This is a genomic window from Pseudomonas sp. G1002, assembly GCF_013385455.1.
GTDB lineage: Bacteria > Pseudomonadota > Gammaproteobacteria > Pseudomonadales > Pseudomonadaceae > Aquipseudomonas.
In genome coordinates this window covers 19,444-41,122 of the sequence record NZ_JACAPY010000030.1, presented here as the reverse complement: position 1 = coordinate 41,122, position 21,679 = coordinate 19,444, and the positions used below count along the sequence as shown (strand labels likewise).

Below are 21,679 nucleotides of genomic sequence, written 5' to 3'. Positions count from 1 at the left end.
GTGGATTATTCGAGAATAATTAATCTTATTAAAGAGTCGGATTACGTTGAGTTTGCTGATTATGGTGACGGGATTGCTGATGAGTGGATTTATAAAGCTGAAGCTCGTCTTGGGTTGAAGTTGCCTGATAGCTATAAATGGTGGCTGAAGTGTTATTCTGGCGGGGAAATATCTGGGGAGGAGATTTATAGTATCTACGAAATGGATTTTGATAGTGTAAGGGGGGGGGATATCGTTTATATGTCAATCGTTAACGGTCGAAATGGGTTGTGTGGGAAGGAGAGGCTATTTATCTGCGAACCGCCGGGTGCAGGGGAATCATTTTATTTTGCCACGGACGATGGTCTTAATGATGGAGAGTATCCTGTTTATAGGCTTGAACTTTCTGATCAAACTTCTAGTTTGTATGCGAAAAACTTTATCGATTTCTTAGAAAAAAGAATAATGTCTTTCAGTTGAATAACGATTCTGCGTTTAAAAAATGGTTGAGAAAGGCTCGGTGCAAAAGCGACAGGAGAATTAGCTAGTTCTGGTGGGAAACCCACTGTTGAGTTATTTGGTGGGAAGAATGCTCAAACTCCTGGTGCTATAAACGTGGATGTCCGAGCAGATATTCAGTCTGGTATTCGAGCGGACGCAACGAAACTTCCTTTCAAGGATAGTTCGGTGGGAGAGATTGTTGCTAGTAACCCATTCATTCCCAAGAGTGCAGGTGGTACTAACTCAATGATGGATTTTCTTCCGGAAGCTACTCGCGTGGTTGAGCCTGGTGGAAAGATATTTGTCAACGCAAATGCTGCGAACCCTTACGGAAAAATACCAAGTGCGTAAAGGGGACGGATTTATTTAAATATTTAAAAATCCAGATGAGTTGATTAAATAAATCCGTCCCCTTTGACCCAATGTGGTGAGTTTGAAAACGATTGATACCCGAGGTAAAGGGTGGTCTTATGACATGAGAACCCATATGGACACCTTGCAAAGTTCAAAAATTACCGTGGATGGCGTACCGGCAACGAAAATTTTGGACATCCGAGTTCAACCGGGCGGAATGGCTGACGCGAGCAAGCTTATAGAGTATGGAAAGCAACGTAATATTACTGTGATTATTAAAGAGTTCGGTGGCTAATCATATGGCTGAAATTGAAATTGTCTTTAGCGAGAGGCTACATGATGGCGCTTCAGTTGTATGGGGGCGGCTAATACAACAGCTCAAAAACTTTAATGAGGATACCGTCATTGATGGCTTTACCGGCAAGAAAATAGGGTTGGCGGACGTTTCGAATTACTTGGAGAAAAACAAGTGTCAGAGTTTTTTTATTGAGCTGGCAAACGGTTCTGTCGAGTTTTCGTATGTGGCAGATAAAGCGTTTTATCGGCTTGATATGAAACACCTGGCGAATTCGATTGAAGTTGCACAGACCTTGATTGAAGCTTTAATCGATGAGCCCGGCTTTGTTCAGGCTCGAATTTACGACGCCGAGTATGATCGATGGCAAAATGCCGAGAGTCTTACGCTCTTTGAAGTTGAGCGCGTCGAACACGCTCATCTGCCCAAGAAAAGTAATGGGCTGCCTTTTCCGCTGACCCAAGAGGTCGTAGATATATCAAAAAATCCTGGGCGTTGGGTTTTAAGAAACGGCTACATTGAGGCGGTTGGCGCTTTCATGTGGGTAAGCAAATCCTTGCTTCAGTTAGTGGGTGTCGACGAAAAGAAGTTAATGGATATCGACTGCTTTGCAGTAGAAGATTTGGGCGGCGTTTTGAAGATTGCTGCCTATAACCAGTGCTTCACTGCAGCCGTAGGGGCTCAGGCAGAGAGGCAGGACTTGCTGAGAGAAGTTTTGTTTAACGCGTGAATTAGAGCGAGAATCGGGCGCGGGAAATAGGGTTCAGGCCACGGTTTTCTAATTAAAGTATTAATAGTGGTCTGACCCCCTATTTCTCGGTCGATGATATAACAGCGTAAAGGGGGCGGATTTATTTAAATATTAAAAATTTCTTATGAGTTAATTAAATAAATCCGTCCCCTTTAACCAAATGCAAGTGGTATCTGTAATAAGTGTAGTGCAGGTTTGACGGGTAATAGTGACCTGAATGGGGTGGTTAAACAATTCAGTCAGCGCTATCCTACTCTTCTGCTAAGAGTTACCGCTGAGGGAGGGGCAGCAATGCCAAATCGTCTAACAGTCCTAGTTAAAGATGGGAGAATAGTTAATGGACAATGAAGAAGCGCTTAAAGTCATTGACAGTATGATGTGGGTAAAGAAAGCCTCAATTTTCCTTCTGTTGCTTGATTATGCTCTACGTAACCTTGACTCGGCGAGTGATACGCAAAAAAAATGTCAGGAGGCAGTTGATAAGTGTTGGCGATGGTTGTCTGATCGAGGGCTCAGTGCTGATGAATTAGCATATTATCTAGACTCCGATGATATGCAGAGCGGACCGCTGGCAGAAGGAAATTTTGCATCTGAAAGCGTAGAGCAAAATAGTTTAATTTTAATATTGTTGGTGATCGGTTTTTTTGCCAATAAGGCCTATAAGATTGTAGGGCTACAAGAGCAAATGTCTGAGCCGGTATGTGAGGCGGACGAGAGCTCTGCTGTATATATTGTTGATTATATTGAACGGATAGGCTTGTCTGATAAGTTGAGTGTTTATCTATCTGCACACGTTTTGGAAAATAGGGGGCAATCCACGTTTTAATGCTGGCAGAGTTGCTCTTTAACGTAAAGGAGAAGGATTTATTTAGGACGTAAAAGTGACGGATTTGTTTAAATATTAGATTTAAAAACTCCAGCTAGGTCGATTAAATAAATCCGTCCCCTTTGCCCAGAGTGAGTATAAAAAATGGAAAACTTGGAACTCTCCGAATTAAAATTTCCGAGTATGAGAGAGGAGTTGGTTTCCTATCTGGCAGGTTTGTCGAACTCAGATTACCAGTACCGTGCCTGGGTAGAACGTTCATCGCCGGATTTAGCTTATGATGAACTTGATTACACAATACATTTTTTATATGACGATACAGGGCTCGCTGAAAATGCATACACTTGTGCGTAAAGGGGACGGATTTATTTAAATATTTAAAAATCCAGATGAGTTGATTAAATAAATCCGTCCCCTTTGACCCCAAAACCTTCATCCCGATAAAAAATTGAGGCCTGTCGAAAATGTTGCCATTCAAGTTTGTGGACATCCCGCCTTCATATGACGCGGCCGAGGTTTTTTATGTGCGGATTGACCCGTCCATTGGGATTGCAGAGGAATTGATAAGATCGCTGTATTACCTGCTTTGGTTGCCGGGGTATTTTGGATTTAACTGGGATGCCTTATATGATTGCTTAAGAGATCTTAGCTGGATTCCATGCCACAAAATCGTCCTTGTACATGTGACTCTTCCAGAATTGCCAAGAGAGGATCTACAGGTATACCTTGAGATTCTACGTGATGCGGTCTTTGATTGGATTGGTGACGAAGGGCACGAGATAGAAGTAGTCTTCAGAGAAATTGATAGGCTTACGGTCGAGGATCTGCTAGACAAATAGCTTAAGCCGCTGGTGCAAAAGCAACTGGGGCCGCTGGCGGTGACGCTGAAAAGATTGTCACAGTCAGCAAAAGCCGCTTTCCTGAATCAGCGCAACACATCGAAGATGCTATTGACACGGGTAAGCCTGGTACTCTGACCATAGATCGCGCGAATGCAGCATCACGCAGGCGTGACTCTTTGCGCGGTACTGAAACCAAGCCAGGCCTTGATCGTGATGAATATCCACCTGCAATGTTTCAAGAGGGTGGTCAAGGTTCCTCCGTAAGACATATCAACCCTAGCGACAATCGCGGGGCTGGTGCCTGTGTTGGTGCTCAATGTAGAGAGTTACCAAACGGAACGAAGATTCGAATAGATGTGGTGGATTAGAATATGTCCAGCTTGGAAAAATTGTTATCGAATGCAAGCTCATCTTTGAGTGATCATGCGCCGGAAATTTCTGGGCCGTCACATAGATTGGCCGGTGCTTTATCTGATCAACTTTTAAGGATGCTGGTTCAACGCAATGGCTTCTACGCCCTAGAAAGCGCTTTACATGTGTTTCCCACACATTCTAGTCAGGACGAAATTGGTCTTCGTGATTGGAATGAAGATACTCTTTGGCGCGGTGCTTATAAGGGTATTGCCGATGGTTGCTTATTTTTTGCTGAAGACATTTTCGGTGGGCAGTTCTGTATTAAAGATAACAAGATTTATATTTTTGACCCGGAAACCGGGGCACTAGAGTATTTGGCCGACGATATTGAAAGCTGGGCAAAAATAATACTTAGTGATTATGAGGCGCTCACGGGCTACCCGTTAGCGCATCAATGGCAAAAGAAAAATGGTCAGCTTCCCACAGGAAAACGTTTGTTGCCGAAGGTGCCATTCGTGCTGGGAGGAGAGTTTGTGCTGGATAATATGTATATGGCAGATGCTGTGGAGGGGATGAGGTTTAGGGCTGATATTGCCCGCCAAATTAAAGACTTGCCAGACGGAGCTGAGATTAAACTAAAAACTGATAGTTAAGTGGTTAGAGTTATATGAAGAAGTCTGTGTAGACCATCATTATTGCGAATGCGGGTATTGGTGGTCTAGCCTCTATTTACAATAAGCGTAAAGGGTGCGAACTTATTTAAATATTTAAGGTAAAGGTAAGGTAAAGGGGGCGGATTTATTTAAATGTTTAAAGCTCCAGATGAGTTGATTAAATAAATCCGTCCCCTTTGAACTGGGGAATAAATGATGGTTATTGATGAACAATGGGTTCCAGGATTTGGAGAAATTGTTACTTGGTTTGCGATGGACAAAGCCGGTGCTATTGCCGTCATGGTGAATAACTGTTTTGGATCGTTACCAAAGGTTTTGTTGGAAGTTACAGCTGTGGAGCAGAAGCTTGATAGCTTAAGTGAGTACTTGTGGGAAGAGTCTGGTGATTACGAAGAATATCCGAAAGCTAAAAACGGTAAAACAATTCTTGATTTATACTCTGCCTGTGCATATCGTCACCTAGACTCTAGGGCTGAAGTGGAACGATGGATAGCGGATCGATCTTCACTCCAAGCCAGGCTGACAGAATATAACCTTCCAGCAATTAAAGGTGTCTATATATACCATGCTATAGAAGGTAGTGTGTCTGGGGAGGACTTCCCTTCCGGTTATGATGGAGAGTCTAAAATGGGGGACTATTTTCGCTACTTAATCCCTAGCGTTAAGGCTGGTATAGAAGATATTCCTTTTGAGCTTAGGGGGATAGTTGTTGTTTCTGATAGTCTGGAATTTTCAGATGTGAGTTTTTGGTCTGGAAGTTCTATTGATGAGCATTTCTCTCGTATGTATTGACGTAAAAGGGGCAGATTTATTTAAATATTAAATTTAAAAAACTCCAGATGGGTCGATTAAATAAATCCGTCCCCTTTGACCCAGTCCCCTTTGACCCATTAACCCAAGAGGTTCCTGCAAGGACAGAAGGACCTACTCGGGGTGCTTCTTTCGCCACGGAGTTTGATCCTAAAACGGGCAGTACGAGGCAATGGATGGAAAGCTATGACCATGCAGGAGAAGTAATCCGTGTCCACCCGAAAAGTATTAATGGGCAGCCGGTTGATGCTCAGCACTACCCTCCGACCGCAGCAGAGCTAAAGAGTTGGGGGCAGCAATGAGCATGGAAGACATAGTGGCTGACAGACTTGGAAGAGCAGTTGCTGATGGATTTGATATTTTTAAAATATCAAAAGAGGCACTTGATATTTACCAAGATCCAAACCTTTCTCTCACAAAAGATTTAGACATTGCGTTGTTGTCACTAATGGCAATGGTCGAAGGGCCAGAGTTTGAGATGACAGAAAAAGAATTTTATGATTTTTTATCTGATATTCGACAAATGTAGTTTTCAATATACCCAACTTGATCAGGCACTATCGACACCGGCCTTGCGCCGGTGTTTTGCACTCTATTTGCACCCTTTTTGCCGCCTTCCTGCACTCATCCTGTGAGCGTAATGCGTAAAGGGGACGGATTTATTTACGTAAAGGGGACGGATTTATTTAAATATTTAAAAATCCAGATGAGTTGATTAAATAAATCCGTCCCCTTTGACCCTCTTTGACCCTAAAGATGCTTTAAAAGTTTTGCTTCATGGCAAGTGAGGTTGTTTAACCGAGTAAAAGGGGCGGCACCCAGGCCGCCCGGCTTTTACTCAGGATGGATCGGTATTGAGTCTGCGACTGATGACATCCAGCAAATCACACCCATCGCGCAGCGGAATAGCCAGCAATTGGGCGAAGTCTTGAAGCACCACAGCATCGCTGCTGAGCTGTTCGCGAAAGGCCAGGTTTTCCAGCAGTTGGGTGACGGCGCGAATCCGGTACACGGCGGCGTCGTGGAGGACATCGAGGGGCGCATGGGTGTCGATAAGCAGGGCGGGGACGGTGCAGTCGTGGCCCGTGAGGGGCATGTATCGATTCATTGTCAGTACTCTGTTGGTGGATTAAGCCACCACTCATTCGTCGCCAAACGAATGGGTGGCAGCTGTACGCAGGTTGGCGAACCGGCAACAGAGTAAACCGGCAGACCCGAAGGTCTCCCGCGCACAGCCGCCATATCATGCACAGCTTTGCGGGTGCAAAAACACCTGCATAGAAGCGGGATGCTTTTGCGCTCTGTTGTCAGGTCGCCAAACCTGAATCGCCATGTGGGCGACGGCCCGGACTATAAGCCCGCACCCAAACCCACGCAAGGCAGCAAAGTACTGGCTCAATCCCAATGCCTCATGTCTTCACCCCCATTGCCGACACACTGGCGTTGATTAAACGCATTCACCACCAACATTAAAGGACTGATGTGAAAAACCTTCTCCTGGTTCTCCTCTCCACCCTCATCCTCGGCGGCTGCGTCAGCCAGCCCCTCACGCCCGAGCATCGTGCGCAGGTCAAGACGGTCAAAGTGCTGCCCGTAAAGTGGGAAAAGAACATGGTCTACATGGGCCGTGAACAAGCCTGGGGTGCGGCCCTGGGCGCCGGGCTTGGTGCGGGCGTCGGCATGGCCAGCGGCGCGTCCAAGCTGGGCACGGCGGCCTTGAGCGGCGCGGGGTTTGCCGCCGGCATGAAGGCAGGGCAACTGGCCGAGATGTCGACGCCGGCCGCGATCCTCACGGTGATGGACGCCGAAAATATCGACTTGGGCGTGTTGCTCAAGCAGGCCTTTATCGATGCCTTGGGTAAGACGTCATCGCTCAAAGTGGTGGGTGACGACGAGCCGGCCGATGCGCAGATTCAACTGACGGTAGGCGAGTGGGGCTTTCGCCTGACCCAGGGTTTCAGCAGCGTGGTCTACCCGACGCTAACCGTGGTGGCGCGCATGGACCGTGGCGACGAGATGCTCTGGCGCACGGTGGAGTCGATCACGCCGTTCAATGGCCAGAATGTCTACGGTTACACGCCGCTCACTTATCGCACTGATCCTGAGGCGTTGCGCCGCGCGTTGATGGGTATCACGCAGATCTCCGGGAGTTATCTGGTGAAGGAGCTCAAGTAGACCAGCGAGAGGTCTCCGCGTGGCTTGCGGTGGCTGATCCTGACGCGAGCAGTTTGATAGAACTCGCCGAGCACCTTGAACATTTTGTATATCCCAGTGTCTTTACCCCGCCCACCCGCAACCGGTCGGGCTGCATGGACTGCAGCGTTTTCAAATGACATTAAGGATTAATGTGAACCTCGCCCCCCAAGCCTCTTTTCTGTCACCGCCCGCTGTGGTGCACAGGCGCGCGCCTGCGTTTCAGGAAGGCACCCTGGGGGAATGCATTCGGATCAATTGATCCCTCGCTTAGCACACCTACTGCCGCCGGGCCTATTGGCGGCTTTTAATGTAGTTCATGGAGTTTGAAATGAAGCGTAAGCAGTTCCAGAAAAGCCTGTTGGCACTCATGGTCGGCGCAATCAGTACGCAAGCGCTGGCGGTGGAATTCGACCTGGGGCAGGGCAAGAACATTTGGGTCGGCGAGACCTTTAATGAGTCATTGATTATCAACGGGACGTTCTCCGAAGTAGTGGTGCCGACCACCACCAACCCTGCCGGACTGGGTGTGGCCAACACCACTATCCAGGGTTCGTTGATCAACCGTGCCGACATCACTCTGGATTCCCAGGGCGCCGCCATCCGTGCGATTGCCCTGGACCCGCTGTTCTGGTCGGGCCCGCAGAACCTGAGCCCGGGAACTGTCACCGGGGACGTGGTCCAGGCGGGCAACATTCTTATGAAAAATGGGGGTTACGAGGGGCTTGAGATCGGCGCGACGACCATCGGTGGAAGTGTCATCAACTCCGGCACCATCCGTTCCACGCTGCCCCTGACGCCGCCGGCTTCACCTTCCTACGTGGATGGCGGCGAAGGCATTTACCTGCATGGCACCACCATCGCCGGCGACGTCTCGAACACCGGTGTGATCGACATGAACGGTGATTACGCCATCGGCCTGATCCTCGACCGTCAGAACAATCTGGGGACCACCGTCGGCGGCAAAATCCTCAACGCCGGCACGCTCAAGGCGACGGGCGAGGGCGCCTGGGGCATCGAGGTGGAAACCGACACCAACCCTCTGCGCATCGAAAACAGCGGCCTGCTTTCTGCCAACGGCAATGACGCCAAGACGGTGATGTTTCTAAACGGTAAGGTCGACTACATCCTCAACACCGGCACCGTCGAGGCCACGGGCACCAACGCCAATGCCTTCGAGTTTGCCGGGGCAACCTTTGCCCAGAACAGCGCGACCGGCGCGCGCGGCATCGTTAACCGCGGCACGATCAGCGCCGATGGTACAGCCATTCATGTAGATGCCGCGGACCAGACCTCGGCGTTCGAGATCAACCAGCAAGCCGGCGAAATCCGCAGTAACGCCGGCATCGCCATCGACGCCGCCAACCTTGCCACGCTGAATTGGACCGGCGGCAAAATCACCGGCGACCTGCTCAACTTGAGCGCGGTGAATGTCGCAGGCCAGGCCGATTTCACCGGCAGCCGCATCATCGCGCCGGTATCGGTCAACTCGGGCTCGCTGAACCTGTCGGCGCCCGGTACTGCGATCACTGGCAACCTCAACGTTGCTAGCGGCGCAGGTATTGATATGCACCTGGCCGACAGCGTAGTGCCGACCACGCCGTACCTGACTGTCAACGGTGCAGCGAATTTCGCCCAGGCTTCGAAGCTGACCGTGAGCGCCAAGCCGGGCGACTTCGCCAGCACCAACAACGGCACTCAGTACACCCTGTTGCAAGCCACCAGCGTGCAAGACAATGGCCTGTCTGTGGCCAGCTCGTCCTCTCTGCTGAACGTGCTGAGCTACTCGGCCGACGCGCAAACGGTCAAGGCCGTGGTGGCGGTTAAAGACAACCAGCAAGTGCAGCAGGAGCTCGCCGCGGTGGGCGCCGGCGCTGCGTCAGCGACGGCGGTGAACACCTTTAAAAACGACGTACTGAGCGGACTCAATCAGAACGACCCAGTGTTCCAAACCCTGGCTGACGCCGGCACAGCACAGCAGCTTGCTCAGGTCAGCGAACAACTCAAGCCGGACGTCAATCGCGGCGCCCTGGACGTGGCGTTGTCGGGCCAGACCGTGGTCAACGGCGCGATCTTCAACCGCCTCACCGACCAGCGCGAAAGCCACCAAGTCGGCGGCGTGTGGGTGCAGGGCCTGAGCAGCAACATGGACCAGGACGGGCGTGGCGGCAACAACGGCTACTCGGCCAACAGCAGCGGCATGGCCGTGGGTGTGGACGGGCGCTTGAACGACACCACCACGTTGGGCGTGGCTTACAGCTACCTTAACTCCAACATCCATTCCGACCTCGGCAACAAGACCGATGTGGAGGGCCATGCGCTGTCGCTGTACGGCAACTGGTCGCTGCAAAACTGGTTCGTCGACGGCAGCCTCAGCTATGGCCATAACGACAACGACAGCAAACGCCATATCGCCGGCACCACAGCCAAGGGCAGTTACGACAGCAATGTGCTGTCTGCCAGTGTGATCGGCGGCTACAGCTTCAAGCCGTCGCAGGCCGTGGTGATCGAGCCGCGTGTGGCAGCGCGTTACGCCAACGTGCGCATGGACGGTTTCGACGAGAAGGGCTCCTCGGCCGCGCTGAGCACCCAGTCGCAACGCTATGAAGTGGGCGAGCTGGGCGCTGGTGTGCGCTTGGCGGGCAACTTGCCCATGGGTGCCGGTAGCTTGCAGCCGGAAGCAACCTTGATGGCGTATCACGACCTGATGGGTGATCGCGTCGCACAAACCTCCAGCTATGTGCTCGGCGGTTCTGCGTTCACCGTCACCGGCGCTTCGGTGGCGCGTGACAGCTATGAAGCCAGTGTCGGCGTGAACTACCAGGTGTCGGACTTTACCGTGGGTGCCAGCTACACCCGCCAGGCCCGCAGTGGTTTTGATGCCGATGGGGTCATGCTCAAGGCGCGGTACGCGTTTTAAGTATTACGGCCGATAGAAAACGGCATCGGGCTGCGGTTCTCCCACGTAGCCCGAGCCAGACTTTTAAATGTGCTCAAGGAAGTAACCCATGAAAAAGACCTCACTCTTAATCCTCGCCCTGGTCTTGGCCGGCTGCCACTCCACTGCCAGGAACTCCTCGCCAAGCCTGCTGACGGACGGCGTCCAGTTGCAGCAGAAAAAGGTCGAGGTGGACGCCGAACACGCCAAGGTCATCATGAAGGCAACCGGTTTTACCTATCCGGTGCAGTTCTCCGTACGCCGTAGTTCCGATGCAGATCAGCGTCCGGAAATCCTCGGGACGGTGGTGGATTCCGGCCGTGGCAAGGTATTCGGCTGGATCGCCAAGATGAACGAAGTGGGCAACAGCGCCGTCGCCAAACGCTTCCCGCAGTTGGAAGTGCAGGCTGACCCGGGGCAGCCCTTTGAAGTGATCGGCGAGTCACGGGTCTACAACGCCAACTATGTCGGCCTCGTCAAAACCTATGTGTATGAGTGCGGCCCCATGAGTTCGACCTTCAAGCCTGAGAAGCAAAAGGTTTACCTGGTGGAATTCGTGATTATCGGGAAGGGCTGTGAGCAGCATGTGTATGACGTAACTGCGCCTAACGAGCGTGTCCCGGTGGCGACTGTGGCAGCGACGGGAAATATTCCGTCGCTCTAAGTTGCTTTAACCCGAATCGCCAGCCCCTTGCGTCTGACCTTGTGAACGGATCATTCATTCACGAGGTTCAGCCCATGTCCCGTCCTCTTCTGCTGTTACGCCCTGCCGCCCAAGGCTTCACCGTGACCCTGCTGGTGGCGCTTGCCGGGTGTGGGCTCTCTTCATCCCGTGACGTGGCCAAGCCCGCTGAGTCGGCGCCTGTCGTGGAGGTGCAAAGTGAGCCCGCCAGCGTCCAGGGGGCCATGGTCAAGCGGATGGTTGCGCCTGCACCGATGGCGTCGCGATTGGTCATGAACGACTCGATCGCCATGCAATACCAGACCGAGCCTCGGGAGCACTATCAGAACCTCCCGGACAACCCGATTCGCAGCGTTGCCGAAACACCGGTCTCCACCTTCAGCGTCGATGTCGACACCGGCAGCTATGCCAACGTACGACGTTTCCTCAATCAAGGCAGCCTGCCGCCCGAAGGTGCTGTGCGACTGGAGGAGATGGTCAATTACTTCCCTTATGACTACGCCTTGCCCACCGACGGCTCGCCCTTTGGCGTGACCACTGAAGTGGCACCGTCACCCTGGAACCCCCACACCCGACTGTTGCGCATCGGCATCAAGGCCTCGGACCGCGCGGTGGCAGACCTGGCACCGGCCAACCTGGTGTTTCTGGTGGACGTATCCGGCTCGATGAATCGCCGCGAAGGCCTGCCGCTGGTCAAGAGCACCCTGAAACTGTTGGTGGATCAATTGCGCGACCGGGACCGCGTCTCGCTGGTGGTCTACGCCGGCGAATCGCGAGTGGTGCTCAAGCCCACCTCGGGCCGGGACAAAACCAAAATCCGCAACGCCATCGACCAACTCACCGCCGGCGGCTCCACCGCAGGCGCGTCGGGGATCGAAATGGCCTACCAAATGGCACGCGAAGGGTTTATCGACAAAGGCATCAACCGCATCCTGCTGGCCACCGACGGTGACTTCAACGTAGGCGTGAGCGACTTCGACAGCCTCAAGCAAATGGCGGTCGACCAGCGCAAAAGCGGCGTGTCCCTGACCACCCTCGGCTTCGGTGTGGATAACTACAACGAACACCTGATGGAACAACTGGCCGACGCTGGTGATGGCAACTACGCCTATATCGACAACCTGCGCGAAGCCCGCAAAGTGTTGGTAGATCAGCTCAGCTCGACCCTCGCCGTGGTGGCCCGGGATGTGAAGCTGCAAGTGGAATTCAATCCGGCGCAGGTCAGTGAATACCGATTGCTCGGCTATGAAAACCGCGCCCTGAAGCGTGAGGATTTCAACAACGACAAGGTCGACGCCGGCGAAATCGGTGCAGGGCATACAGTGACCGCGTTGTATGAAATTGTCCCGAAGGGTGAACAGGGTTGGCTGGAGCCACTGCGCTACGCATCGGCGGCCAAGGCTGACGGTAAAACTGATGAGTTGGCGATGTTGCGGGTACGCTACAAACCAGCGGAAGGCGGCAACAGCCGACTGATCGAACACCCGATCAGCAACCCGCAGAGCGGCAAACCCAGCGACGACCTGCGCTTCTCTGCCGCCGTGGCCGCCTTCGCCCAGCAACTCAAGGGTGATGGCCGCTACACTGGCAGCATGAGTTTCAAGGACACGGCCGCACTGGCCCGTTCCGCACGGGGCGACGACCCTTTTGGTTTGCGCGGCGAATTTGTGCAACTGGTCGAATTGGCCCAGAGCCTCCAGGCCCCGGCCAGACACTGATCCACCTCAAAGGAGTACGCCACCTGATGGATTCACCCAGCGACGAAGCCCTGCTGTCCCGCTACCGCAGCGGCGACGGTGCAGCGTTCGAGGCCCTGTACGCGCGGCATCGACAGGGCCTGTACCGTTTTCTGGTGTCCTTGAGCAACAAGGCCGAACTGGCCGAGGAAGTGTTCCAGGACACCTGGCTCAGCCTGATCCGCAGCACCAGCGAGCCACAGGGGCGGGCGAGTTTTCGCACCTGGCTGTTCCAGATTGCCCGCAACCGCCTGATCGACCACTGGCGCAAGCACGGCATCCACAACCCGCTGCACGACAGCTACGATGAGCAGCTTCACGGCCAGCCCGACGACAGCGCCGGGCCTGAGCAACTGCTGAGCCTGAGCCGCGACCAGGCGCGCCTGGACAGCGCGTTGCAAGACTTGCCCGAAGATCAGCGCGAAGTGTTCCTGCTGCGCCTGCATGGCGAGCTGGAAGTGCCACAAATCGCCGCGCTCACCGGCGCCCCACTGGAAACGGTAAAAAGCCGCTTGCGTTACGCCCAGCAGAAACTGCGCCGACTGCTGGCCGAGGAGGTACCCGCATGACTGACCCCCGACATACCCAGGACTCGAACGACGAGCTGCTGATCGAGCATTTCCGTCAACACACCAGCGGCGAGCCGCCGGCTTCCCTGGACGCCTTCATCCTGGCCACCGCCCACCGTGAAGCACCGGTGCGGCAACCCAGCCTGTGGCAGCGTTGGTTACAGGCCTGCCAACGGCCGCGCTGGCAGATGGCGTTTGCCACCGTCGCGGGTGTGGCCCTGATGATTGGTTTGGTCACGCGCTCGCCGGTGCCGCAGCCGGAGTTATCCACAGGCACTTACGCGGCCGCCCCGCAGGAACTGGCCCGCCCGGCCCCGGCTGCCGCGCCGATGGCTCGATTCTCCGTGGCTCCGCAGGCTGACAGTGCGCCGCAGGTGCAGGCAGAAGTCGCGGGTTCGCTGGCGGATGAGCCGGTGGCGAAGATGAGCAAGCGCGCGGCTGTTGTGCTGCCGTCATTGGAGCAAGGGCTGCAGGAAATCCTGCGGTTGCGGCAGGCGGGAGAGGCCAAGGCGGCGGATGAGAAGCTGTTGGAGTTGCACAAGCGCTTTCCCAAGGAAGACTTGCCGGCGCGGTTGGAGGTGTTGCAGAAACCCTGAATCGACGCCCACAAAAAAGCCCCAGGCCTTTCGACCTGGGGCTTTTTCATCTGTATCTGGTGCACCCGGCGGGATTCGAACCCACGACCCCTGCCTTCGGAGGGCAGTACTCTATCCAGCTGAGCTACGGATGCTTGTGCGGGCGACATCATACCCATGTCGACCTTGGGCGTCCATGCCGCTTTTCGCCCGGCCGCCCGTAGGAATACGCGCCGCTGACGCCCTGTGCCGGGCGTCTCGGCGCAATAGGGCGGAACTCGCCCGAAACACGCTGATCAGAAAAATCGAGCAAATGCGCCGTTTTCGTTCTTTTTTTCGAACAGACTATTGCCCTGCACCCCCATTGATCCTAGGATTCGTTTGAGATTTCAAACGCTCCTGCCTGGGTGCTGAACCGCACATTTGTCCTTTCGTGCGCTATTTACGTGCTTGCGCCCAGTGAATGATTTCCCTGACGGCAGCCCTCAAGGCGCCTTTCAACAACTCTAATTCGCTCCGCGCGTGCGCGGTGCTGTTAAGGAAAGCCGACATGCAGCTCAAAGACACCCAGTTGTTCCGCCAGCAAGCCTTCATTGATGGCGCTTGGGTCGATGCGGACAACGGTCAAACGATCAAGGTCAACAACCCCGCTACCGGCGAAATCCTCGGTACCGTGCCAAAAATGGGCGCCGCCGAAACCCGTCGCGCCATTGAAGCAGCTGACAAGGCCCTGCCGGCCTGGCGTGCACTTACCGCCAAGGACCGCGCCAACAAGCTGCGCCGCTGGTTCGAGCTGATCATCGAGAACCAGGATGACCTGGCTCGCCTGATGACCCTGGAACAAGGCAAGCCGCTGGCCGAAGCCAAGGGCGAAATCGTTTACGCCGCTTCGTTCATCGAGTGGTTCGCCGAAGAAGCCAAGCGCGTCTACGGTGATGTGATTCCCGGCCACCAGCCGGACAAGCGCCTGATCGTGATCAAGCAACCAATCGGCGTTACCGCTGCCATCACGCCGTGGAACTTCCCGGCCGCGATGATCACCCGTAAAGCCGGCCCGGCCCTGGCTGCCGGTTGCACCATGGTGCTCAAGCCTGCGTCGCAAACCCCGTTCTCCGCGTTCGCCCTGGCTGAACTGGCCCAGCGTGCCGGGATTCCGAAAGGTGTGTTCAGCGTGGTCTCCGGCAGCGCCGGCGATATCGGCAGCGAGCTGACCAGCAACCCGATCGTGCGTAAGTTGTCCTTCACCGGCTCCACCGAAATCGGTCGCCAGCTGATGGCCGAATGCGCCAAGGACATCAAGAAGGTTTCCCTGGAACTGGGCGGCAACGCGCCGTTCATCGTGTTCGACGACGCAGACCTGGATAAGGCCGTCGAAGGCGCGATCATTTCCAAGTACCGCAACAACGGCCAGACCTGCGTCTGCGCCAACCGCCTGTACATCCAGGATTCGGTGTACGACGCGTTCGCCGAGAAACTGAAAGTGGCGGTGGCCAAGCTGAAGATCGGCAATGGTCTGGAAGAGGGCACCACCACCGGCCCGCTGATCGACGAGAAGGCCGTGGCCAAGGTTCAGGAGCACATCGCTGACGCCCTGAGCAAAGGCGCGACCCTGTTGGCTGGCGGCAAGGTGATGGAAGGCAACTTCTTCGAGCCGACCATCCTGGTCAACGTGCCGAAAGATGCTGCCGTGGCCAAGGAAGAAACCTTCGGCCCACTGGCGCCGCTGTTCCGCTTCAAAGACGAAGCCGAAGTGATCGCGATGTCCAACGACACCGAGTTCGGCCTGGCTTCCTACTTCTATGCCCGCGACCTGGGCCGTGTGTTCCGTGTGGCTGAAGCCCTGGAATACGGCATGGTCGGCGTCAACACCGGGTTGATCTCCAACGAAGTGGCGCCGTTCGGCGGCATCAAGGCTTCGGGCCTGGGCCGTGAAGGCTCCAAGTACGGGATCGAGGACTACCTGGAAATCAAATACCTCTGCCTGGGCATTTAAGCCCGGCAAGGCATTGTTGCAAACGCAAAGGGCACGAGAGCGCTGTCCCTTTGCGTGTTTCACCCCGTTATTCGTAGTGGCCGGGAAAGCTGTGGCAGTCGATCATCGCATGCTGCCGTAGTTGCCTCCCCGCCACGTATTCCTTGGACCACGCCACCCGATGAGTGGCGAATGAGGACTTTATGAGCAAGACCAACGCATCCCTGATGAAACGCCGCGAAGCCGCTGTACCACGCGGTGTTGGCCAGATTCACCCGATCTTCGCCGAGTCGGCGAAGAACGCCACCGTGACCGACGTTGAAGGTCGCGAGTTCATCGACTTCGCCGGCGGTATCGCCGTGCTGAACACCGGCCATGTGCACCCGAAAATCATCGCCGCCGTGACCGAACAGTTGAACAAGCTGACTCACACCTGCTTCCAGGTACTGGCCTACGAGCCGTACGTTGAGCTGTGCGAAAAAGTTAACGCCAAGGTCCCGGGTGATTTCGCCAAGAAAACCCTGCTGGTCACCACCGGTTCCGAAGCGGTAGAAAACGCCGTGAAGATTGCCCGTGCCGCCACTGGCCGTGCCGGCGTGATCGCGTTCACCGGCGCCTACCACGGTCGCACCATGATGACCCTGGGCCTCACCGGCAAAGTCGTGCCGTACTCGGCCGGCATGGGCCTGATGCCAGGCGGCGTGTTCCGCGCGCTGTTCCCGAACGAACTGCACGGTGTGAGCGATGACGACTCCATCGCCAGCATCGAACGCATCTTCAAGAACGATGCCGAGCCGCGTGATATCGCTGCCATCATCATCGAGCCGGTGCAGGGCGAAGGCGGTTTCTACGTCGCGCCTAAATCCTTCATGAAGCGCCTGCGCGAACTGTGCGACAAGCACGGCATCCTGCTGATCGCCGACGAAGTGCAAACCGGTGCCGGCCGTACCGGTACTTTCTTCGCCATGGAACAGATGGGCGTTGCCGCCGACCTGACCACCTTCGCCAAATCCATCGCAGGCGGCTTCCCGCTGGCCGGTGTGTGCGGCAAGGCTGAATACATGGACGCCATTGCTCCGGGCGGCCTGGGCGGCACCTACGCCGGTAGCCCGATCGCTTGCGCCGCGGCCCTGGCCGTGATGGAAGTGTTCGAAGAAGAGCACCTGCTGGACCGCTGCAAGGCTGTGGGCGAGCGCCTGGTGACCGGTCTGAAAGCGATCCAGGCCAAGTACCCGGTGATCGGCGAAGTGCGTGCCCTGGGCGCGATGATTGCGGTCGAGCTGTTCGAAAATGGCGACAGCCACAAGCCGAACGCCGCTGCTGTCGCTTCCGTGGTGGCCAAGGCGCGTGACAAGGGCTTGATCCTGCTGTCCTGCGGCACCTACGGCAACGTGTTGCGCGTGCTGGTTCCGCTGACTTCGCCGGACGAGCAGTTGGACAAAGGCCTGGCGATCATCGAAGAGTGCTTCTCCGAGTTGTGATCAAAAGTTGACCTGATCGACAAAAAACCCGCTTAGGCGGGTTTTTTTGTGCCCGATGAACGGTATTCAGCCGTTGTTCATTGTACGCAGGCGGCTCCTTTGTCTAAGGTGCTGGTATTGCCGATGGAGCGTGCTGGATGACTGCTGTTGATTTACCGGCTGTACCCCGTGTGTTGATTGCCGAGGCCGACCCTTGGTCCCGAGATCTGCTCAAGCAGGTGTTGCTGAATGTGCGCTGTGACGCACGGCTGGATGTGTGTGCCGATGGCCAGCGGGCCACCGAGTTGCTGCGTGACAAACCCTATGACCTGATCATTGCCGATTGGGAGCTGCCCGGCGTCGATGGCCTGAGCCTGTTGCGCAGCGTGCGCCTGCAACGGCGTACGCCGCTGTTGCCGTTTATCCTGCTGAGTACCCGCAACGACAGCGCCAGCGTGCGCGAAGCCTTGCCCCTGGCACCGACCGCGTACCTGACCAAACCCCTGAACATGGAAAGCCTGACCCAGCGCCTGCAGGACTTGCTGTTGAACGAAGGTGAGACGGTGTATTGCGAAGTCCCGGCCCTGGCGCCGGGCATGACCTTGCCGGTGTTTCTGGAGCGCCGCCGGGAAGCCTCCGACGGCGCGCCGCTGCGGGTCGACGTGCAGGCTGCGGTGCAACATAGCCTGGAGCCGGAGGGCCTGGACCTCAAGCGCCTGGAAGAGCAGGTGCGCATGGACCCGCAGATTACTGCCGTGTTGATCGCCGCCGCCAACAGCGCCGGCCATCACGGTTCGCCGGTACAGACCCTGGGCATGGCCCTGCACAAGCTGGCGGCGGGGCAGAGCATGAACCTGATCCTGGGGCTCGCCCTCAAGCACAACGTGGTACTGAGCGACCCGAGCCTTGTGGATTACGCCGAGCGTCATTGGCAGCTGTCCCAGCGTACCGCCGACTACGCCCGCAGCCTGGCGCGCATGCTCGACCTGGATCACGAGCGCTGCTACAGCGCCGGGATCCTCCATCGCCTTGGCGACCTGGCCTTGCTGCGGTGCCTGCAAGACTGGCTGCTGGGCGGTGGCGAACTGGATGATGAAGCGATTGGCGAGTCCCTCTACACCTTCGGCGCGGCCTATGGTTCGGCACTGCGCACACGCTGGCGCCTGCCGCTGGAGTTGCGCCAGTTGATCGCGGCGATTTATTCGCTGGAGGGCGGGGTGTATTCCCGCGAAGCGCTGGTGATGAACCTGGCGGCGCAACTGGCGCGGCTGACCGAGCATGAAGGCGTCGAGGCATTGGCGAAAGGCAAGACGGCACGCTTGCTCAAGGTGGGTTTGCCGGAATTGACGCGTATGCGCAAAACCTAGCAGGCGATGCGTGCCAGTGTGGGAGCTGGCTTGCCTGCGATAGCATCATCCCGGTACAACCGACATACCGAGGTGCCTGCATCGCGGGCAAGCCCGGCTCCCACAGGTAATCGTGTAGCGTCAGCCGGGGAGCACGCGGTTTTTGCCCTGGCGCTTGGCCTCGTACATGGCCGCGTCAGCGCGGGCAAACAGGCTGTCCACGTTGGCGTCCTCGGCGGTCAGGCTGGCCAGGCCCTGGCTGACGGTGACCGCAAAGCTCTCACCGTCGTGGCTGAAGCTCAGCTGCGCAATCTCGTGCCCCAGGCGTTCGGCCACCTGCATTGCCATCTCCGGGGCACAACCGGGCAGTATGGCGGCGAATTCTTCGCCGCCAATGCGCCCGAACAGGTCGCCACGGCGCAGAACTCCCCGACCGCTCTCGGCGATACGCTGCAACACCTGATCGCCTTCCAGGTGGCCGTAGGTGTCGTTCACCACCTTGAAGTCATCGATGTCCAGCAACAGGAACGCCAGGGGCGTGCCTTGCAGGCAGGCGCGTTCAAACTCGTGGTGGGCGCACTCGAAGAAATGCCGGCGGTTGCTGCTGCGGGTCAGTACATCGGTGGTGGCCAGACGGTGCAGCTCGAGCTCCAGCTGCTTCTTTTCGGTGATGTCTTCGGCTATGCCTACCACGATCACCGGCTGGCCGGGCTCGGCCTGCTGGTTGATGTAACACTTGTCGCTGAGCCAGCGGATCTGCCCGTCGGCGGTGATGATGCGGTACTCGCGGTCTTCCACGGCGCCGCTGTGCAGCACCTGGGCCAGGCTGTGCTCGGCGTAGTCGAGGTCTTCGGGGTGGATGCTGTTGCGCCATTCCCGATAGTCGGTCAACAACATGCCCGCCGTACGTCCGAAAACCCGCTCATAGGCCGGGCTGACGTACAGCACGCGGCGAGTGTCCCACTCGATTGCCCAGAGCACGGCATTCACACTGACCAACAGCGAACTCAGCAGTTGCTCGCGTTCACTCAGCCGTTCCACTTCGCCCTGGGCATGCATCAGGGCCAGCAACGTAGCGGCGGCTGCCGGTCGTGGGTGTTCGAGGACGGGGGTGTCGGTGAAGGTCTTTTCGTGGACCATCGGCACAACTCTCTCTGGGCAGGCCGCGGGGTTGGGCAGCGGTCACAACAAGGGCCGCCGGGATGGCGAAGTGTTGTTTGAGAGGGGGAATTTGCTGCGAAGTTCCGTTATCAGCGCCGATTAGAGGCGACCAAGAAATGGCGCCAGAAACATGTAGGAGCGAGTTTGTTGGGGGGAGGGGCTTGCTGTGGGGAAGGAGTTGCGGTGGGGAGGGGGCTGCTGTGGGGAAGGAGCTGCTGGGGGGAAGGAGCTGCTATGGGGAGGGAGCTTGTTGTGGCGAGGGAGCTTGCTCCCGCTGGGCTGCGTAGCGGCCCCAAAATCTTGGGAGCGCTGCGCACTCCAGCGGGAGCAAGCTCCCTCGCCACAGAAGCTCCCTTGCTACAGCGAGCTTCCTTGCCGCAGCGAGCCCACTCCCCACAGCAAGCTCCCTTGCCACAAAAAATCGGCTCGCTACAGCCGTATCAGGCCGCGGCAGGCCGCAGCGAATAGGTCTTCAGCTGATGGGCAAAGTCCCGCAGGGATTGAATCCCGCTCGCCTCGGCCTCGTGCACCCATTCCTTGATCGCCGCCAGCATGTCGTGGCCGTTGGTGCTGGTTTTCAGCCAGATCTGTTGCAGCGCCAGGCGCTTCTCGTAGATCACTTTCAGGGCCTGGCTGTGTTCCAGCATGCTCTGGATGCGCACGTGGTGGCGGTCATCCAGCAGGCTGGTCTCCCGCGACAACAGGCGCTTGGCGCGATGGAATTGGTGGCGCACCGAGTGATCGACCTTTTCCAGTTCCTGCTTGACCAGCGGGCCAATCACCAACTTGCGGTACTGGGCCATGATCTGGAAGCGGTTGTTGAGGATCGCCATCGCGGTATCCATGTCCAGGCTGCCCTTGCCTTCGACCCGGTGGGCGATCGGCGCGACCCGTTGCACCTTGGCCAGGCGCAGGAAGCTGAACACTTTGATCCAGGCCCAGCCCAGGTCGAACTCCCACTTCTTCACCGACAGCTTGGCGGAGTTGGGGTAGGTGTGGTGGTTGTTATGCAGCTCTTCGCCACCCACGATGATGCCCCAGGGAATCAGGTTGGTCGCCGCGTCGCGGCATTCGAAGTTGCGGTAGCCGATGGCATGACCCAGGCCGTTGATTACGCCGGCAGCCCAGAACGGGATCCACATCATCTGGATGGCCCAGATGGTGATGCCGATGGTGCCGAACAGCAGCAGGTCGATCACGCCCATGATCGCCACGCCCAGCAGCGGGTACGGGGTGTAGAGCTTGCGCTCGATCCAGTCTTCCGGGCAGTTCTTGCCGTAGATGCGCAGGGTCTCGGGGTTCTCGGCTTCGGCGCGATACAGCTCGGCGCCTTTGCGCAGCACGGTGGACAGGCCCTTGATCACCGGGCTGTGGGGATCGTCGACGGTTTCGCACTTGGCGTGGTGTTTGCGGTGGATAGCGGTCCACTCGCGGGTGTTCTGCGCCGTGGTGAGCCACAGCCAGAAGCGGAAGAAGTGTTTCAGGCCAGCATTGAGCTCCAGGGAGCGGTGGGCTGAATAGCGGTGCAGATAGACCGTGACCCCGACAATGGTCACGTGGGTCATCAACAGAGTGACTGCCACCAGTTGCCAGGCCGACAAGTCAAGAAAACCGTTGTACCACATAGGCTGTATGGCCCTCAGATAAAGAAAAAACCAGCT

Annotated in this window: 22 protein-coding genes and 1 tRNA gene; 19 read left to right on the top strand and 4 right to left on the bottom strand. The window is 56.4% G+C overall.

The window, feature by feature from the left end; genetic code table 11:
• From HX801_RS20635 to HX801_RS20585, 10 genes are all read left to right on the top strand, one after another.
• Positions 1-459 (top strand): SMI1/KNR4 family protein, encoded by a 459-nt coding sequence (locus tag HX801_RS20635; protein ID WP_008433668.1) that lies wholly within the window; start codon positions 1-3, stop codon positions 457-459.
• A gap of 135 nt (positions 460-594) precedes the next feature.
• Complete coding sequence (locus HX801_RS20630; protein WP_256579544.1) at positions 595-831, top strand: methyltransferase domain-containing protein; 237 nt, start codon at positions 595-597, stop codon at positions 829-831.
• Between the two features lie 136 nt (positions 832-967).
• On the top strand, positions 968-1,129 hold the full coding sequence (locus tag HX801_RS20625; protein ID WP_008433669.1) for a hypothetical protein: 162 nt from the start codon (positions 968-970) through the stop codon (positions 1,127-1,129).
• 4 nt (positions 1,130-1,133) lie between these two features.
• Positions 1,134-1,859, top strand: a complete 726-nt coding sequence (locus HX801_RS20620; RefSeq protein ID WP_008433670.1) for a hypothetical protein — start codon at positions 1,134-1,136, stop codon at positions 1,857-1,859.
• 358 nt (positions 1,860-2,217) lie between these two features.
• Positions 2,218-2,706, top strand: a complete 489-nt coding sequence (locus tag HX801_RS20615) for an Imm6 family immunity protein (protein ID WP_003218174.1) — start codon at positions 2,218-2,220, stop codon at positions 2,704-2,706.
• Positions 2,707-2,850: 144 nt separating this feature from the next.
• Complete coding sequence (locus tag HX801_RS20610) at positions 2,851-3,060, top strand: hypothetical protein (RefSeq protein WP_256344275.1); 210 nt, start codon at positions 2,851-2,853, stop codon at positions 3,058-3,060.
• A 110-nt stretch (positions 3,061-3,170) separates the two neighbouring features.
• A complete protein-coding gene (locus HX801_RS20605) occupies positions 3,171-3,545 on the top strand; it encodes a barstar family protein (RefSeq protein ID WP_087693608.1) in 375 nt (124 codons plus the stop codon).
• 374 nt (positions 3,546-3,919) lie between these two features.
• Positions 3,920-4,555, top strand: coding sequence for an SMI1/KNR4 family protein (locus HX801_RS20595; RefSeq protein WP_087693609.1), 636 nt, complete (start codon positions 3,920-3,922; stop codon positions 4,553-4,555).
• A 213-nt stretch (positions 4,556-4,768) separates the two neighbouring features.
• Entirely contained in the window at positions 4,769-5,368 is a 600-nt protein-coding gene (locus tag HX801_RS20590) for a hypothetical protein (RefSeq protein WP_080673289.1), read from the top strand.
• Between the two features lie 316 nt (positions 5,369-5,684).
• Positions 5,685-5,915: a hypothetical protein gene (locus tag HX801_RS20585; protein WP_003218173.1), complete on the top strand. Its 231-nt coding sequence runs from the start codon at positions 5,685-5,687 to the stop codon at positions 5,913-5,915.
• A gap of 309 nt (positions 5,916-6,224) precedes the next feature.
• Here the strand turns inward: HX801_RS20585 and HX801_RS20580 are convergent, their stop codons facing one another.
• On the bottom strand, positions 6,225-6,482 hold the full coding sequence (locus HX801_RS20580) for a hypothetical protein (protein ID WP_017478047.1): 258 nt from the start codon (positions 6,480-6,482) through the stop codon (positions 6,225-6,227).
• Positions 6,483-6,868: 386 nt separating this feature from the next.
• Here HX801_RS20580 and HX801_RS20575 point away from each other — a divergent pair, with 386 nt between their 5' ends.
• From HX801_RS20575 to HX801_RS20550, 6 genes are all read left to right on the top strand, one after another.
• A complete protein-coding gene (locus HX801_RS20575) occupies positions 6,869-7,561 on the top strand; it encodes a hypothetical protein (protein WP_087693614.1) in 693 nt (230 codons plus the stop codon).
• 349 nt (positions 7,562-7,910) lie between these two features.
• On the top strand, positions 7,911-10,499 hold the full coding sequence (locus HX801_RS20570) for an autotransporter domain-containing protein (protein ID WP_177022631.1): 2,589 nt from the start codon (positions 7,911-7,913) through the stop codon (positions 10,497-10,499).
• Between the two features lie 88 nt (positions 10,500-10,587).
• Positions 10,588-11,181 (top strand): hypothetical protein, encoded by a 594-nt coding sequence (locus tag HX801_RS20565; protein ID WP_008433680.1) that lies wholly within the window; start codon positions 10,588-10,590, stop codon positions 11,179-11,181.
• 74 nt (positions 11,182-11,255) lie between these two features.
• Positions 11,256-12,917 (top strand): VWA domain-containing protein, encoded by a 1,662-nt coding sequence (locus HX801_RS20560; RefSeq protein WP_177022630.1) that lies wholly within the window; start codon positions 11,256-11,258, stop codon positions 12,915-12,917.
• A 26-nt stretch (positions 12,918-12,943) separates the two neighbouring features.
• Complete coding sequence (locus tag HX801_RS20555) at positions 12,944-13,504, top strand: RNA polymerase sigma factor (protein ID WP_003218160.1); 561 nt, start codon at positions 12,944-12,946, stop codon at positions 13,502-13,504.
• A complete protein-coding gene (locus HX801_RS20550) occupies positions 13,501-14,100 on the top strand; it encodes a hypothetical protein (RefSeq protein ID WP_177022629.1) in 600 nt (199 codons plus the stop codon). The genes HX801_RS20555 and HX801_RS20550 overlap by 4 nt, the downstream gene beginning before the upstream one ends.
• A gap of 57 nt (positions 14,101-14,157) precedes the next feature.
• On the opposite strand, the gene HX801_RS20545 is transcribed toward HX801_RS20550, so the two are convergent.
• Positions 14,158-14,234 (bottom strand) — tRNA-Arg (locus HX801_RS20545).
• A 395-nt stretch (positions 14,235-14,629) separates the two neighbouring features.
• Here HX801_RS20545 and gabD point away from each other — a divergent pair.
• The 3 genes from gabD to HX801_RS20530 all read left to right on the top strand — a co-directional run bounded on the left by gabD (position 14,630) and on the right by HX801_RS20530 (position 18,878).
• Positions 14,630-16,072, top strand: coding sequence for an NADP-dependent succinate-semialdehyde dehydrogenase (gene gabD, locus HX801_RS20540; protein ID WP_003218155.1), 1,443 nt, complete (start codon positions 14,630-14,632; stop codon positions 16,070-16,072).
• Positions 16,073-16,254: 182 nt separating this feature from the next.
• Positions 16,255-17,532 carry a 4-aminobutyrate--2-oxoglutarate transaminase gene (gene gabT, locus HX801_RS20535; RefSeq protein WP_087693631.1) on the top strand — a complete coding sequence of 426 codons (1,278 nt, stop codon included), beginning with the start codon at positions 16,255-16,257 and terminating at the stop codon, positions 17,530-17,532.
• Positions 17,533-17,669: 137 nt separating this feature from the next.
• Complete coding sequence (locus HX801_RS20530) at positions 17,670-18,878, top strand: HDOD domain-containing protein (RefSeq protein WP_003218151.1); 1,209 nt, start codon at positions 17,670-17,672, stop codon at positions 18,876-18,878.
• Between the two features lie 120 nt (positions 18,879-18,998).
• On the opposite strand, the gene HX801_RS20525 is transcribed toward HX801_RS20530, so the two are convergent.
• Complete coding sequence (locus HX801_RS20525; RefSeq protein ID WP_003218149.1) at positions 18,999-19,997, bottom strand: sensor domain-containing diguanylate cyclase; 999 nt, start codon at positions 19,995-19,997, stop codon at positions 18,999-19,001.
• 461 nt (positions 19,998-20,458) lie between these two features.
• Positions 20,459-21,643, bottom strand: coding sequence for a delta-9 fatty acid desaturase DesA (gene desA / locus HX801_RS20520; RefSeq protein ID WP_087693634.1), 1,185 nt, complete (start codon positions 21,641-21,643; stop codon positions 20,459-20,461).
• Positions 21,644-21,679: the final 36 nt, after the last annotated feature.

Excerpts from the sequence above, each read along its gene's own strand:
- HX801_RS20595 (WP_087693609.1), top strand. The coding sequence starts at position 3,920 with ATGTCCAGCTTGGAAAAATTGTTATCGAATGCAAGCTCATCTTTGAGT.
- HX801_RS20620 (WP_008433670.1), top strand. The coding sequence starts at position 1,134 with ATGGCTGAAATTGAAATTGTCTTTAGCGAGAGGCTACATGATGGCGCT.
- HX801_RS20525 (WP_003218149.1), bottom strand. The coding sequence starts at position 19,997 with ATGGTCCACGAAAAGACCTTCACCGACACCCCCGTCCTCGAACACCCA.
- HX801_RS20610 (WP_256344275.1), top strand. The coding sequence starts at position 2,851 with ATGGAAAACTTGGAACTCTCCGAATTAAAATTTCCGAGTATGAGAGAG.
- HX801_RS20605 (WP_087693608.1), top strand. The coding sequence starts at position 3,171 with ATGTTGCCATTCAAGTTTGTGGACATCCCGCCTTCATATGACGCGGCC.
- HX801_RS20625 (WP_008433669.1), top strand. The coding sequence starts at position 968 with ATGGACACCTTGCAAAGTTCAAAAATTACCGTGGATGGCGTACCGGCA.
- HX801_RS20580 (WP_017478047.1), bottom strand. The coding sequence starts at position 6,482 with ATGCCCCTCACGGGCCACGACTGCACCGTCCCCGCCCTGCTTATCGAC.
- HX801_RS20565 (WP_008433680.1), top strand. The coding sequence starts at position 10,588 with ATGAAAAAGACCTCACTCTTAATCCTCGCCCTGGTCTTGGCCGGCTGC.
- HX801_RS20550 (WP_177022629.1), top strand. The coding sequence starts at position 13,501 with ATGACTGACCCCCGACATACCCAGGACTCGAACGACGAGCTGCTGATC.
- HX801_RS20615 (WP_003218174.1), top strand. The coding sequence starts at position 2,218 with ATGGACAATGAAGAAGCGCTTAAAGTCATTGACAGTATGATGTGGGTA.
- HX801_RS20590 (WP_080673289.1), top strand. The coding sequence starts at position 4,769 with ATGATGGTTATTGATGAACAATGGGTTCCAGGATTTGGAGAAATTGTT.
- HX801_RS20570 (WP_177022631.1), top strand. The coding sequence starts at position 7,911 with ATGAAGCGTAAGCAGTTCCAGAAAAGCCTGTTGGCACTCATGGTCGGC.
- HX801_RS20585 (WP_003218173.1), top strand. The coding sequence starts at position 5,685 with ATGAGCATGGAAGACATAGTGGCTGACAGACTTGGAAGAGCAGTTGCT.
- gabT (WP_087693631.1), top strand. The coding sequence starts at position 16,255 with ATGAGCAAGACCAACGCATCCCTGATGAAACGCCGCGAAGCCGCTGTA.
- desA (WP_087693634.1), bottom strand. The coding sequence starts at position 21,643 with ATGTGGTACAACGGTTTTCTTGACTTGTCGGCCTGGCAACTGGTGGCA.
- HX801_RS20530 (WP_003218151.1), top strand. The coding sequence starts at position 17,670 with ATGACTGCTGTTGATTTACCGGCTGTACCCCGTGTGTTGATTGCCGAG.
- HX801_RS20555 (WP_003218160.1), top strand. The coding sequence starts at position 12,944 with ATGGATTCACCCAGCGACGAAGCCCTGCTGTCCCGCTACCGCAGCGGC.
- HX801_RS20560 (WP_177022630.1), top strand. The coding sequence starts at position 11,256 with ATGTCCCGTCCTCTTCTGCTGTTACGCCCTGCCGCCCAAGGCTTCACC.
- gabD (WP_003218155.1), top strand. The coding sequence starts at position 14,630 with ATGCAGCTCAAAGACACCCAGTTGTTCCGCCAGCAAGCCTTCATTGAT.